Annotated in this window: 10 protein-coding genes; all 10 read left to right on the forward strand. The window is 69.2% G+C overall.

Features of this window, described 5'->3' with window-relative positions:
* The first annotated feature begins 11 nt into the window (after nucleotides 1–11).
* Genes tssH through FAZ11_RS19165 form a run of 10 tightly spaced genes read left to right on the forward strand, consistent with a single transcriptional unit; the run spans nucleotide 12 to nucleotide 13,218 of the window.
* Nucleotides 12–2,540, forward strand: coding sequence for a type VI secretion system ATPase TssH (gene tssH, locus FAZ11_RS19125; RefSeq protein WP_058773653.1), 2,529 nt, complete (start codon nucleotides 12–14; stop codon nucleotides 2,538–2,540).
* Nucleotides 2,537–4,030 carry a sigma-54 interaction domain-containing protein gene (locus tag FAZ11_RS19130; RefSeq protein WP_058762301.1) on the forward strand — a complete coding sequence of 498 codons (1,494 nt, stop codon included), beginning with the start codon at nucleotides 2,537–2,539 and terminating at the stop codon, nucleotides 4,028–4,030. The genes tssH and FAZ11_RS19130 overlap by 4 nt, the downstream gene beginning before the upstream one ends.
* A gap of 12 nt (nucleotides 4,031–4,042) precedes the next feature.
* The gene (locus tag FAZ11_RS25230; RefSeq protein ID WP_257787161.1) at nucleotides 4,043–4,171 is read left to right on the forward strand and encodes a hypothetical protein; all 129 of its coding nucleotides are present in this window, start codon (nucleotides 4,043–4,045) and stop codon (nucleotides 4,169–4,171) included.
* Nucleotides 4,172–4,185: 14 nt separating this feature from the next.
* A complete protein-coding gene (gene tagH, locus FAZ11_RS19135; protein ID WP_058773654.1) occupies nucleotides 4,186–5,373 on the forward strand; it encodes a type VI secretion system-associated FHA domain protein TagH in 1,188 nt (395 codons plus the stop codon).
* A 1-nt stretch (nucleotide 5,374) separates the two neighbouring features.
* Nucleotides 5,375–5,845, forward strand: a complete 471-nt coding sequence (gene tssJ, locus FAZ11_RS19140; RefSeq protein WP_058773655.1) for a type VI secretion system lipoprotein TssJ — start codon at nucleotides 5,375–5,377, stop codon at nucleotides 5,843–5,845.
* Between the two features lie 3 nt (nucleotides 5,846–5,848).
* Entirely contained in the window at nucleotides 5,849–7,180 is a 1,332-nt protein-coding gene (gene tssK, locus FAZ11_RS19145; RefSeq protein ID WP_058762298.1) for a type VI secretion system baseplate subunit TssK, read from the forward strand.
* 2 nt (nucleotides 7,181–7,182) lie between these two features.
* Nucleotides 7,183–8,070, forward strand: coding sequence for a type IVB secretion system protein IcmH/DotU (icmH, locus tag FAZ11_RS19150; protein WP_058773656.1), 888 nt, complete (start codon nucleotides 7,183–7,185; stop codon nucleotides 8,068–8,070).
* A 14-nt stretch (nucleotides 8,071–8,084) separates the two neighbouring features.
* A complete protein-coding gene (gene tssM, locus FAZ11_RS19155; protein ID WP_058773657.1) occupies nucleotides 8,085–11,525 on the forward strand; it encodes a type VI secretion system membrane subunit TssM in 3,441 nt (1,146 codons plus the stop codon).
* On the forward strand, nucleotides 11,525–12,256 hold the full coding sequence (locus FAZ11_RS19160) for a PP2C family protein-serine/threonine phosphatase (protein ID WP_058773658.1): 732 nt from the start codon (nucleotides 11,525–11,527) through the stop codon (nucleotides 12,254–12,256). The genes tssM and FAZ11_RS19160 overlap by 1 nt, the downstream gene beginning before the upstream one ends.
* A complete protein-coding gene (locus FAZ11_RS19165; protein ID WP_058773659.1) occupies nucleotides 12,253–13,218 on the forward strand; it encodes a serine/threonine-protein kinase in 966 nt (321 codons plus the stop codon). The genes FAZ11_RS19160 and FAZ11_RS19165 overlap by 4 nt, the downstream gene beginning before the upstream one ends.
* The last annotated feature ends 1 nt before the right edge of the window (nucleotide 13,219 follow it).

Here is a 13,219-nt window from a genome sequence, read left to right on the forward strand (position 1 = left end):
GGACGATCGACATGCTCACCCTGGACCTGCAACACCTCATCAACAGCCTGGCCGCCACGACGCGCCAGGATCTGGAACAGGCCGCCCAGCGCTGCGTGCGCCGTGGCGGACGGCAGATCCTCATCGAAGACCTGCTGGCCGTGCTGCTGGAGACCCATGATGGCCTGCTCGGGCGCGCCCTGAGCGCCGCCGAGGTCGACCACCAGGCCTTTGCCGACACCCTGCAGCCCCGCCCGGGTGCTGGCGAGGGCGGCGACCCGGTGTTCAGCCCGGAGTTGCTGCTGTGGCTGCAGGACGCCGTGCTGCTGGCGCGGCTGGAGTTGCAACAGCCGGCGACGGACAGCGCCGCCCTGCTGCTGGCGCTGCTGCGGCATCCCGAGCGCCACCTGGGGACCCGCTACGGACGCCTACTGGAGCGGGTGGATGCCGCACAGTTGCTGGACTACGTCAAGGCGCAGCAGCCGGCCGTGACGAGCGTTACCAGCGACTCACCGCTGAGCCGCTTCACCCATGACCTCAGTGCCCAGGCCCGCGCCGGGCGCCTGGACCCGGTGTTGGGCCGCGACGCCGAGATCCGCCAGTTGGTGGACATCCTCTCGCGGCGGCGCAAGAACAATCCCCTGGTGGTGGGCGAAGCCGGGGTCGGCAAGACCGCCCTGGTCGAAGGCCTGGCGCTGCGCATCGCTGCGGGCGAGGTCCCCGACAGTCTGCGCCGGGTGGAGGTGCGTACCCTCGACCTCGGCCTGCTGCAAGCCGGTGCCAGCGTCAAGGGCGAATTCGAGCGCCGGCTGCAGGGGGTGATCGACGCCGTGCGCCAGGCGCCGGAGCCGATCATCCTGTTCATCGACGAAGCCCATACCCTGATCGGCGCCGGCGGGCCCGCGGGCGGCTCGGATGCGGCGAATCTGCTCAAACCGGCCCTGGCCCGTGGCGAATTGCGCACCATCGCTGCCACCACCTGGAGCGAATACAAGAAGTACTTCGAGAAGGACCCGGCCCTGGCCCGCCGCTTCCAGCCGGTGAAGCTGGACGAATTCGACGTCGCCACCGCCATCGCCGTGCTGCGCGGCCTGGCGCCGACCTATGCCGAGAGCCACGGGGTCTATCTGCGCGACGATGCCGTGGTGGCCGCCGCGGAACTGGCCGCGCGCTATCTCAGTGGTCGCCAGCTGCCCGACAAGGCCGTGGACGTGCTCGACACCTGCTGCGCCCGGGTGCGTATCAGCCTGGCCAGTCCGCCGGCGGCGCTGGAGCGGCTGCGCGAGCGCCTGGCCGCCAGCGAGCGCGCCCTGACCGCCGCTCAACGCGATGCCGGCCACGGCCTGCCGGTCGAGGTGGCCATCCTGGATGAGCTGACCGCCAGCCTGGCCAGCGATCGCGAGGCCGCCACCGCTCTGCAAGCGGCCTGGGAACGGCAGCGCGCCCTGGCCGAACGCATCCTCGACCTGCGCGCCACCGCTGCCCAGGAAGCGCTGGCCGCCACCCAGGCCGAACTGGCGCAGTTGCAAGGCCAGGGCGAGCGGCTGGTCAGCCTGGAGGTCTGCCCGGAGCTGGTGGCCGAGGTGATCAGCGCCTGGACCGGCATCCCGGCCAGCCAACTCGCCCGTCGACACGACGAACGTCTGACCCGTTTCGCCAGCGATCTGCGCGCACGCCTACGCGGTCAGGAGCAGGCGGTGGTCGCCCTGGATCGCGCCCTACGCGCCGCCGCCGTGGGCCTCAACGCCCCCGAGGCACCGGTCGGCGTCTTCCTACTGGTCGGCCCCAGTGGCGTCGGCAAGACCGAAACCGCCCTGGCCCTGGCCGAGTTGCTCTACGGCGGCGAGCGCTTCCTCACCACCCTCAACCTGTCGGAGTTCGCCGAGAAGCACAGCGTCTCCCGGCTGATCGGCGCACCGCCCGGTTACGTCGGCTATGGCGAAGGCGGTCTGCTGACCGAAGCCGTACGCCGCCAGCCCTATTCGGTGGTGTTGCTGGACGAGGTGGAAAAGGCCGATCCGGAAGTGCTGAACCTGTTCTATCAGATCTTCGATCGCGGCCAGGCCACCGACAGCGAAGGCCGTCAGGTGGACTTCCGCAACGTGCTCTTCCTGCTCACCTCCAACCTCGCCAGCGCCGAGATCCAGCGTCTCTGCACCGATGGGCGCCCGGACGTGGCCAGTCTCACCGAGGCGATCCGCCCCACCCTGACCCGCCACTTCAAGCCGGCCCTGCTGGCACGGATGCGCGTGGTGCCCTACTACCCGCTGGATGGCGCGTTGCTGGGTGAGTTGCTCCAGCTCAAGCTCGGTCGCCTCGGCGCCCGGCTGGCCGCCCGCCGGGTCGCCTTCAGCTATGCCCCGGCGCTGCTGGACGAACTGGCGGCGCGCTGCCTGGACGCCGACAGCGGCGCGCGGCGGATCGATCTGTTGCTGGAACAACGGGTGCTGCCACTGCTGACTGACCACCTGCTCGACGCCCTGGCCCAAGGCCGAACACCGCGCCAGCTACACCTCGACGTCTCCGCCACTGGCGAGCTGCAGTGCGAGGTGACGGCATGACCCTGCCTGCCGCGCCGGACAGCGCCCTGCCACTGTTCATCGAACTCGGCCAGTGCGAAGACACCGCCCAACTCGTGCTCGGGTTGGTCGAAGGCATTCGGCTGCTGGCCAGTCTCGATCTGGTGCAGTACTACCGCCTGGACGCCACCCATACCCAGTTGGTACTGCTTGCCCAGAGTCTGGATGGCCGCTCCGCGCCAAGCGGTGAAGCCCTGCCCCTCGAACAGGAAAGTCTGCTGCACTATTGCCTGATGCAGAATCGCAGCCTGCATCTGCGCGAGCTGGATCCGCTGCTGCACGCCACCGCCTTCCTGCCCGGTGAAGGCTGGCGCAGCCTGGGTTGCCTACCCCTGACGGGTCCCGCAGGCCAGGTCGAAGGCCTGTTGGTCCAGGCCAGCCGCACTCGCCGCGATCTGGAAGCCCACGCCGAGGTACTGGCACCGCTCGGCCGCTTCGCCCTGGCGCAGAGTCAGTTGCTGGAGCGGGTCCAGGCGCGGCCTATGACCCCAGTGCCGGAGCAACCGGCCGGCACGCCTGCCGATGGTTTCGGCATGCTCGGTGACGGCGGCGCCATGCGTCAGGTACATCGTTTGATCGGCAAGGTGTTGCACACCCCCATCACCGTGCTGCTGACCGGCGAGACCGGCACCGGCAAGGAGCTGGTGGCCCGCGCCATCCACGAACGCGGCTCGCGGCGCACCCAGCCGTTCGTGGTGCAGAACTGCGCGGCGCTACCCGAGCATCTGCTGGAAAGCGAACTCTTCGGCTATCGCAAGGGCGCCTTCACCGGCGCCGAACGTGATCGCGCCGGCCTGTTCGATGCGGCCAACGGCGGCACCCTGTTCCTCGACGAGATCGGCGACATGCCGCTGACGCTGCAAGCCAAGCTCTTGCGGGTATTGCAGGAAGGCGAGGTGCGCCCGCTGGGCAGCGCCGAGACCCACAGGGTCGACGTGCGCATCGTCGCGGCCACCCATCGCAATCTGCTGCGCCTGGTGGAACAGGGCACCTTCCGCGAAGACCTCTACTATCGCCTGACCCATTTCCCCATCCAGCTGCCGCCCCTGCGCGAGCGCGGCGAGGACCTGCCGCTGCTGGCCCGCCATTTCGCCGACCAGGCCTGCGCCTGCCTGCAACGCTCGCGCTGCCGCTGGTCCAGCGCCGCCCTGGATCTGCTCGCCGGTTACGCCTTTCCCGGCAACGTCCGCGAACTCAAGGGGCTGGTGGAGCGCGCCGTGCTGCTGTGCGAAGGCAATGAACTGCTGCCCGAGCACTTCGCCATCCGCCCCACCACCCTCGCCGCCACCTCCAGCAGCCTGACCCTGCGCGAGCGCCTGGACCAGCTCGAACGCGGCCTGCTGGTGGACTGCCTGCGCAAGAACCGCGGCAACCAGACCCAGGCCGCCCAGGAACTGGGCCTGCCACGTCGCACCCTGCTCTATCGCTTGCAGCGACTGAGCATCCGCTGCGCCGATCTGCAACTTTCCTGAAGAGGGACCGCCATGACCTCATCGCTTCGCCCCCTGTTGCTCCTGGGCCTGCTGGCCTTGGCGGCCTGCCAATCGGCGCCCAAGGACCTGCAGGACTATCGCCCCCTGGGCGACCCCAAGACACCCCACCGCCTCACCTAGGACAGGAAGTCACCATGGAACTGGTATTCGACCTGGTCGGCAGCCGTCAGCACACGCCCGGCCTGCTCACCCAAAAAACCTTCCGCCACGTCGGCGGACTCATCGGCCGCAGCGAGGACTGCGACTGGTACCTGCCCGATCCGCAGCGCGTGCTGTCGGGTCAGCACGCCCGCATCAGCTACAGCGAGGGCGACTACTTCCTCACCGACCTGAGCAGCAACGGCATCCAGCTCGCCGACGGCCAGCGCCTGAACAAGGGCGAGCCCTGGCGCATCCAGCACGGCCAGGCCTTCATCCTCGGCACCTTCACCCTCGCCGCCCGATTGATCCGCGATCCCGCCGGTTTCGCCGACGACTTCAGCGTCCCCAACGGTCACCAAGGCCTGATCCCGGACGACGCCTTCCTCGAACTGGACCCGCTGCACGCCCTGGAACGTCGCGATCCCCACGGCCTCGCCGAACTCGAGGGCCGGGCTCTCTCCGCCAGCGACGCGACCCGCAGCGACTACGCCCGGGTCGATCTGGACAGCCTGGGCATTCCCGCCCTGGTATCGGAAGCCCCGGCTCCAGCGGTGGAGCGCCCGGCGGCGCCGGCGCGGCAGACGTCGGCCTTCTGGCAGCGCTTCGGCGACGCCCTCGGCCTGGACCTCAGCACCCTCGACGAAGGCGCCCGCGAAGCCCTGGCCCTGGAGGCCGCCCGCCTGCTGCGCCTGGCCACCCAGGGCCTGCATGGCTGCCTGCGCACCCGCAACGAGACGCGCAACGAATTGCGCCTGCCGCTCACCACGGTGCAGAGCAGCGGCAACAATCCGCTCAAGTTCGCCGCCGATGGCGATACCGCCCTGGCCCAGCTGCTACGCCCCAACGCCGTCGGCCAACTGCCCGCCGACCAGGCCCTGCTGCGCGCCTGCAGCGAACTCCAGGCGCATCAGGTCGGCCTGGTCGCGGCCAGTCGCCAGGCGGTGCTGGCCACCCTCGAACAGCTGGCACCGGCCCAGTGCGAAGCCCGGCGCGAACGCGAAGGCCGTCTCCCGCGCTGGGGCCGCGACGCCACCCTCTGGCGCGCCTGGCAACGCCAGTACCGCGATCTGCGCCAGGACGAAGACTGGCGCGAGCGGCTGTTCGCCAAGGACTTCGCCCAGGCCTATGCCGAGCAGGTCCGTCTGATCGCCACCCTCAACCCCACCCAGCAAGGACGCTGACATGACCCTTTTCCTGCGCTTCTGCGCCTTCGGCCTGGCCCTGTTGCTGGGCGCCTGCACCAGTCAGAAGGCCCCGGACCCGACCCTGCTCGACCTGACCCTGAACGGCGACGAAGACCTCAACCCCGACCTCAACGGCCGGCCCTCGCCGCTGGTGGTCCGGCTGATCGAATTGAAGAATCCGGTGAGCTTCGAGAACGCCGACTTCTTCCCGCTCTACGAGAACGCCAAGCAGGTGCTGGCGCCGGACTGGGTGGCCGAGGAAGAGATCGAACTGCGCCCCGGCGAATCCCGCGAACTCAAGCTCAGGGTACAGGGCGACAGCCGCTACGTCGGCATCTACGGCGCCTACCGCAACCTCGGCGGCAGCCAGTGGCGCCAGGTCATCCAGCTCAAGCCCAATGCCCTGGCCCAGGTGCGCCTGCAACTCACGGCCGATGGCATCCAGCCCGCGCCGGCGGCCAAGGAGTAGGTCATGCAGCAACTCAAGGTGATCTGGCAGGAAGGCATGTTGCTGCGCCCGCAGCACTTCCAGCAGAACGACCGCTACCACGCCCAGCAATTGCAGACCCGCACCCGCCGCCTGGGCGAGCCGGCCTGGGGCTTCTTCGAGCTGACCCTCGACCGGCAATTCCTCGCCATGGGCAAGGTGGTGGTGAGCCAGGCCAGCGGCATCCTGCCCGACGGCACGCTCTTCGAGCTGGGTGCCGACAGCGAACCCCTGACCCTCGACGTCCCCGCCAATACGCGCGACAGCGCGGTCTGGCTGGCGCTGCCACTCACCAGCGGCCAGCGAGTGGAAAGCCGTCCAGCCGACCAGGACGAGATCATCGCCCGCTACCTCAGCGTCGACAGCGAGATCCCCGATTCCCATGCCGGTTTCGGCGAGCCCGGCGCGGTCACCTGTGGGCGCCCGGACTTCCGCCTGCTGCTGGACGACCATCCGCGGCTGGATGCCTACGTCCGCCTGCAGGTCTGCCACGTCCTGGAGACCGCGCCGGACGGCAGCCTGGAACTGGACCCCGACTTCTCGCCCAGCGTCATCCAGGTGCGGGCGGCGGAGCCGCTGCTGGCCGGGCTCAAGGAGATCATCACCCTGCTCGCCCACCGGGGCGAGGTGCTGTCGCAGCGGCTGCGCCAGGCCGGCAGCCTGGGCACTGCAGAAATCGGCGACTTCCTGCTGCTGCAACTGGTCAACCGCCACGAAGCGGTGCTGCGCCACTGCCTGGATTACGAGCAGTTGCACCCGCGCAGTCTGTTCCGCGAGTTACTCGCCCTGCACGGCGAGCTGGCCACCTTCGCTGCCGCGGACAAGCGCCCGACCCAGGATCTGCACTACCGCCACGCCAACCAGGGTGGCAGCTTCGAGCCCCTGTTCCAGGCCCTGCGTCAGGCGCTGTCCATGGTGCTCGAACAGCACGCCCTGCCGTTGCCCCTGCAACAGCGCCAGTACGGCATCCAGGTGGCGCCGCTGCAGGATCACGGCCTGCTGGCCAACGCCAGTTTCGTGCTCATCGCCGGTGCCGACTGCAGCACCGAGGAGCTGCGCCAGCGCCTGCCGGCGCACCTTAAGGTCGGCCCGGTCGAGCGCATCCGGCAACTGGTCAACCTGCACCTGCCCGGTCTCGCGCTCAAGCCGCTCCCGGTGGCGCCGCGCCAGTTGCCCTTCCACACCGACAAGGCCTACTTCGCCCTCGAACTCACCCCCGCCGACATCGCCCAGCTCGAACAGTCCGGCGGTTTCGCCTTCCACGTCTCCGGCACCTTCCCGGGGCTCGACCTCGCCTTCTGGGCGATCAGGAGCTAAGCATGCACACCGCCACCGACTACGGCCGGCACGACAAGACCGTGGTGCTCAGCCGCCACGCCCAAGGTCCGGACGCCCCGCGCAGTCCGCTCACCGACTTCAGCGAGCCGCCGCGCTACGCGCAGTTGGAAGAACGCATGGTGCAGGCCGCGCGCTTGCGTCCGGGCGAAGCCCTCAACCTGAGCATCAATCCGCTGGTGGGCGCGGCCGCGCCGCTGCTGTCCGAGGTGGTGAGGCTGCGCCAGAGCTACGCCGCCCAAGACCTGCACGTACTCAAGGAACGCCTGGCCGCCACCCTGCGCCTGTTCGAACAACGCGCCCTGGCCGACGGCATGGACAGCGGCGAGGTCATGGCGGCGCGTTACGCCCTGTGCACCACCGTCGACGAAGCCGTGGTCACCACCCCCTGGGGCAATGCCGGCGACTGGTCGCAGTTCAGTCTGCTGAGCAACTTCCATAACGAGACCTTCGGCGGCGAGAAATTCTTCCTGCTGCTCGAACGCCTCAGTCGCAATCCGGCCAAGCACCTGGCGCTGCTGGAGTTGCTCTACCTTTGCCTGGCCCTGGGTTTCGAAGGCAAGTACCGCGTGCTGCCGCGCGGCATGCACGAGCTGGAGGCCATCCGCGACAGCCTCTATCGGCAGATCCGCCAGTTGCGTGGCGACGTGCCCCGCGAGCTGTCGCCGCACTGGCAGGGCCTGGACGCCAAGCCGCGACGGCTGGTGCGCCTGGTGCCCTGGTGGCTGGTCGGCCTGTTCACCCTGATCTGCCTGGGCAGCCTCTACGGCGGCTTCCGCCTGGTGCTGGACCAGCAACGCGACAGCCTGCTGCAAGGCTACCCCGGTCGCCCCGCCGCCACCGCGACCTCACCCACCGCTCCCCACGCCTGACTCGGATCGCCGTCATGAAAGGACTCATCATCGCACTCGGGCGCACGCTGCGCCGTCCCTGGACCTGGACCCTGGTCATCGCCCTCGGCCTGGGCAGCCTGATCTGGACCGTCGGTCCCCTGCTGGCCTTCGCCGGCCACAGCCCCTGGGCGTCGGCCACCCATCGCCTGGCGACCCTCTGCGGGCTGTTCCTGGCCTGGGGCCTGATCATGGTGGTGCTGCAAGGCTGGCAGAATCGTCGGCGTCGGCAACGCCTCGCCACCGAGGAGGGCCAGCACGACCAGTTGCGCGCCGACCGCATCGACGACGAAGCCCACGAATTGCAGACGCGCGCCCGTGACGCGCGCCGCACCCTGCTCGGCGCCGGCCTCTACCGGGGGCGCAGCCCGCGCTGGCGCCGCGAGCTGCCGCACTACCTGCTGCTGGGCCCGGAGGGTGCCGGCAAGACCTCCCTGCTGGACTTCTCCGGCCTGGAATTCCCGCTCAACGTCGAGAAATCCCGGCTGACCCGCGACGTCAGCGGCACCCGTCATTGCGACTGGTACTTCGCCGAACAGGGCGTGCTGCTGGATACCGCCGGGCGCTACCTGACCCAGGGCGACGCCCCGGTGGATGGCAGCGCCTGGCTGACCCTGCTGCGGCTCTTGCGGCGCCAGCGCCGCACTCGGCCACTCAACGGCATCCTCGTCGCCCTCCCGGTGGAGCGGCTGGCCAGCGGCAACGAGGTCGAGCTGGAAACCCTCGCGCGCCAGGTCCGCGCCCGGCTGCACGAGGTCTCCCGCGAACTCAAGGTGGAGGTACCCGTCTACCTGGTGCTGACCCAGGCGGATCGTCTCTCCGGCTTCAATGCCTTCTTCGACGGCCTCTCCCGCGAGGAAAGCGAACAAGTCCTCGGCACCACCTTCCGCGAAGCCCAGAACGGCACCGACACCGCCACCCTGCGCCAGGAATTCGAAGAACTGCTGCGCCGCCTCAACAGCCAGGTCATCCCGCGCATCCACCAGGAACGCGACGGCCAGCGCCGCGGCCAGATCCTCGACTTCCCGCACCAGTTGGGTCGCCTGGGCGACGGCCTCATCCTCTTCGTCGAACTGGCCTTCTCCGGCAACCGCTACCAGCGGGCCGCCCAACTGCGTGGCTTCTACCTGACCAGCACCCCGGCACTGACCCAGAGTCTCGATACCCAGACCCAGGGCATCGGCGACCAGTTGGGGCTGCCCAGCACCCTGCTGCCGCACTACCGCAGCGGCCAGCCACGCTTCATCCGCCAGTTGTTCAGCCGGGTGATCTTCCCCGAAGCCTCGCTCGCCGGCCTCGACCAGCGCGAGGTGCGCCGGCTGAGCTGGGGCCAGCGCGGTCTCTATGCCGCCGCCCTCGCCGGCCTGGCCCTCGGCGCGGCGCTCTGGACCACCAGCTTCGGCGGCAACCACGAACGCCTGGAACGCCTGCGCGAACTGGCGCAGAACGGCCTGCAGGCACGCAGTCAGCTCAAGCCCGGCGCCGATGCCCGCGCCGCCCTGCCGGTGCTGGACAACGCCTACGCCGGCACCCAGGTCTTCCCCGCCGCGGGCGCCACGCCCCTGCGCGAGCACACCGGGCTCTATCAGGGCGACGCGGTACGCCCCACCACCGAGGCCGCCTACCACGAGGCGCTGCAGACCTACCTGCTGCCCCGCCTCAAGGCGCAACTCGAAGAGCGCATCCGCGGCAGCCTCGGCGACCGTGAACGGCTGATCGGCCACCTGCGCGCCTACCTGATGCTGCAATTGCCCGAGCGCCGTGACGCCCGAGCCCTGCGCGACTGGGCCGCGGCGAACTGGTCGCAACGCTATCCCGGCGACGCCCTCACCCAGAACAGCCTGGACACCCACCTGGCCCGGCTGCTCGAACAGGGCTTCGGCAGCTATGCGGTGGATGCGCAACTGGTCAGCCAGGCGCGCCAGGTACTGCGCAGCGAATCCCTCGCCGCGGTGGTCTATCGCATCCTGCGCGACCAAGCCAGCGGTCTGCCGGTCTATCGTCTGAGCCAGCACCTGGGACCCCAGGCACAGGCTTTCGAAGGCGCCGACTATCCCATTCCCGGCTTCTATACCCGCCAGGGCTACACCCAGACCTTCTCCACCCAGGGTCTCACGGTGATCCGCGAGCTGGCCGCCGACAACTGGGTACTGGGCGATGGCGACGGCATCACCGGCATGGACCTGCGCCGACTGCAGGTGGAACTGGAGCAACTCTACTTCCGCGATTACGCCAATCTCTGGAGCGAAGCCCTCGCCCGCGTGACCCTGCAACCGGTGGGCGATGCCAATCAGGGCGCCACCCTGCTGGCCGGGCTGACTTCGGCCAACTCGCCGCTGCTGCAGCTACTGGTGGAGGTCCGTGACAACACCCGCCTCGCCGCTGCCAGCGATACGGCTAGTGGGGGTGATCCCCTGCCGGACACTGCCCGCCGCAGTCTGCAGACCCGCTTCGAGAATCTGCACCGGCTGCTCGACGACCAGGGCGCCGCGGTGGCCGATCTCGCCCCGGCCATGGCCGCGCTCAACGACCTCCAACAGCAACTCGCCGGCCTGGCCCATGCCAGCGCCCCGGAACAGGCCGCCTTCGACCTAGCCAGGGCACGCATGGCCGGAAATCGCGATGCCCTCAATAGCCTACGTAACGCGTCCAGCCGCCTGCCCACACCGGTCAACGGCTGGCTCGGCCTGTTGGTGGACGACAGCTGGAATCTGATCCTGGCCGGCGCCTACGACTACCTCAACGACCGCTACCAGAGCGAACTTCTGGCGAGCTATCGCAACGGCCTGGACAAGCGCTATCCATTCAAGGCCGACAGCGAAAGCGATGTCTCCCTGGCCGACTTCCGCGAGTTCTTCAAGGCCCAGGGCACCGCCGACACCTTCTTCGATACCTACCTCAAACCCTTCGTCATCCGTGGCGATAGCGACGCCTATCGGCCGCGCGCCATCGACGGCCACAGCCTGCCGCTGTCGCGCGAATTCCTCGCCCAGATGGGCCGTACCCAGCAGATCCGTCGCGGCTTCTTCGCCGAGAATCCGGCCGAGCCGGGCATCGTCTTCAAGCTCGAGCCCTACTCCCTGGACCCGAGCCTGACCCGCGCCGACCTCAGCATCGGCAAGGATCGCCTGGAATATCGCCATGGCCCCATCGTCGCCGCCACCTTCCGCTGGCCGCAGAACGACGCCCTGCGAACCACCCTGGTGCTGGAAGAGCTGGGCGGTCGCCGGGTCGGCCTGGAGCAGGACGGCAGCGCCTGGTCGCTGTTCCGCCTGCTGGATCGCCTGAAGCTGCAACAGCACAGCGCCCGCGACGTCATGCTGGTCCAGGCCGATCTCGAAGGCCGGCACGCCGGCTACCTGCTCTCCAGCCAGCGTTCGCCCAACCCCTTCGACCTGGCCACCCTGCGCGGCTTCAAGCTGCCGGAGCGACTCTGATGAGCAGGCCCCTGAGCATCGCCCGCAGCCATCCCGGCAAGGTGCGGGCGCACAACGAGGACGCCTTGCTGGAGCGCGCCGCCGACGGTCTCTGGGCCGTTGCCGATGGCATGGGCGGCCACCAGGAAGGCGCGCGGGCCAGCCGCCTGGTGGTGGAACGGCTCGCCGAACTGTCGCTGGACGGTAGCCTGGACGACCGCCTGGAAAAGGTTCGCCAGGTGCTGCACGAGGTGAATCGGCGCCTCACCCAGGACCTCACGGTGCTCGCCGACAGCGCCGAGCGCCTGGTCGGCACCACCGTGGTGGCGCTGCTCCTCGAAGGGGGCGAAGCCGCTTGCGTCTGGGCCGGCGACAGCCGCGCCTATCTCTGGCGCGGCAACCAGCTCTACCAACTGACCCGCGACCACAGCCTGCTGGAGCAGCTCATCGAGCGCGAAGGCCTCAGTCCCCAACAGGCGACCCGGCATCCCAGCGCCCGCGCCCTGACCCGCGCCCTGGGCGCCCAGGACGAACTGGCGCTGGACATCGTCCGCTTCGAACTGCTGCCCGGCGATCGCCTGCTGCTCAGCAGCGATGGCCTGCACGGCGCCCTGGAAGAGCGCGCCCTGGGCGCCGCCCTGTCGCTGCCGTCGCCCGCCGTGGCCCTGGAGCGCCTGCTCGATGGCGTCCTCCAGGGGCCGGCGCGGGACAACCTCACCGCCATCGTTATCCATCCCCAGGAGGCTGCATGAGCATTCAGGATTCCGCCCTCGACGAAGGCCTCACCCATTTCGCCTTCACTCAACCCAGCGTCCCCGTCACCCGCCAGCTGACGCCCCTGCCGGAGCTGCTCGGTGGTCGCTATCACCTGGAAACCCTGCTCGGCGTCGGCGGCATGGGCGCTGTCTACCGCGCCCGCGATCTGCTGCGCGAGCAATACGGCGATCCGGCGCCTCACGTCGCGATCAAGGTCCTCAACGACGACTTCGCCGAGTACAACGATGCCAACGCCCTGCTCTATGGCGAATTCGCCCTGACCGTGCGGCTGCGCCATCCACACATCGTGCGGCTGCACGGTTTCGAGGTCGACCGCGACAGCGAACGCGCCTTCATCACCCTCGAACTCATGCGCGGCCCGACCCTCGATGCCCTGCTCTGCGACCGGCCCGACGGTCTCTCCTGGTCGGAGCTGCAGGAAATCGCCGTGCCCCTGCTGGAAGCCCTGCAGTTCGCCCATGCCAACGGCGTGCTGCATGGGGATATCAAACCCAGCAACGTGATCCTCACCGACAGCGGCCTACGCCTGTTCGACTTCGGTCTCGGCCAGCCCTGCGAAGACCTACTGCCCGGTCTGCCACGGCTGAGCCGTGGGCGCTTCAATGCCTGGACGGTGCGCTATGCCCCCCTCGAATTGCTCGAAGACGGCCTTCTGACCCCGGCAGGCGATCTCTACGCCTGCGCCTGTGTGCTCTATGAACTGGCCACCGGCAAGCACCCCTACCGCCGCCTCAGCGCCAAGCAGGCGCGCAGCATGCAGATCGAGCCCGAGCGCCCACGGGATATGCCCGTCGTCGCCTGGCAGCTGCTGCGGCGGGCGCTGGAAATCGATTCGGCGCAGCGCCAGCAGGACCTCGGCGAGTGGCTCGCGCACTGGCGGATAACGGCCCCACCAGCGCGCCGCTGGTGGCACCGACTGCTCAGGCGTTCCACGTGAA

Source organism: Pseudomonas rhizoryzae, assembly GCF_005250615.1.
Classification (GTDB): Bacteria; Pseudomonadota; Gammaproteobacteria; order Pseudomonadales; family Pseudomonadaceae; genus Chryseomonas; species Chryseomonas rhizoryzae.